Annotated in this window: 2 protein-coding genes; both read left to right on the top strand. The window is 41.5% G+C overall.

What is annotated here, in order from left to right; all coding sequences use genetic code 11:
* The coding region (locus ACFINZ_RS11490) for an aldehyde dehydrogenase family protein (RefSeq protein WP_375701580.1) at nt 1-328 on the top strand (328 nt) is incomplete at its 5' end.
* Nucleotides 329-361: 33 nt separating this feature from the next.
* Nucleotides 362-622: S4 domain-containing protein (locus ACFINZ_RS11495; protein ID WP_375701581.1), on the top strand; the 261-nt coding region annotated here is incomplete at its 3' end.

The raw sequence follows: 622 nt of genomic DNA on the forward strand, positions 1-622 counted from the left end.
TTTTGCAGATGTGAAACCTCATATGCGTATCTTTCGAGAAGAAATCTTTGGTCCAGTCCTTTCTCTTCTTCCTTTTAACACAGAAGATGAAGCCGTCACTTTGGCAAATGACACTGAGTATGGGCTTACAAACTATATACAATCGCAAGATCGGAGCAAATGTCGTCGTATTGCCGCACAAGTGCGCTCTGGTATGGTAGAAGTTAACGGACATGAATTACCGGGTGGAAGTTACTTTGGAGGTGTAAAATTTTCTGGACGTGCCCGTGAAGGAGGTCTTTGGGGAATTAAAGAATTTCTCGATACCAAAGCAATTTCATACTGGTAATAAGGCTCTTATGAAAAGCTTAATAGGAATTGTATGGTCACACAGCGAATAACGGATGAGAATGCTCTTGGGCAACGACTCGATCAGTGGCTTGCTAAACAATATCACAATGTGCTGTCACGTTCACGTCTGCAAGCCCTCATTCGTGAAGGCTATCTTAAAGTTGATGGTCAACTCATAAAGGAGCCGAAAACAAAATTAAAATCCAATCAAATTATCGAATTGACAATGCCTGCTCTTCGTGATGCAGAACCTAGCGGTGAAGCTATTGCATTGGACATTCTTTTTGAAGAT

The sequence above is a fragment of the Bartonella sp. AA81SXKL genome (assembly GCF_042196945.1).
In the GTDB taxonomy this organism is placed as follows: domain Bacteria; phylum Pseudomonadota; class Alphaproteobacteria; order Rhizobiales; family Rhizobiaceae; genus Bartonella.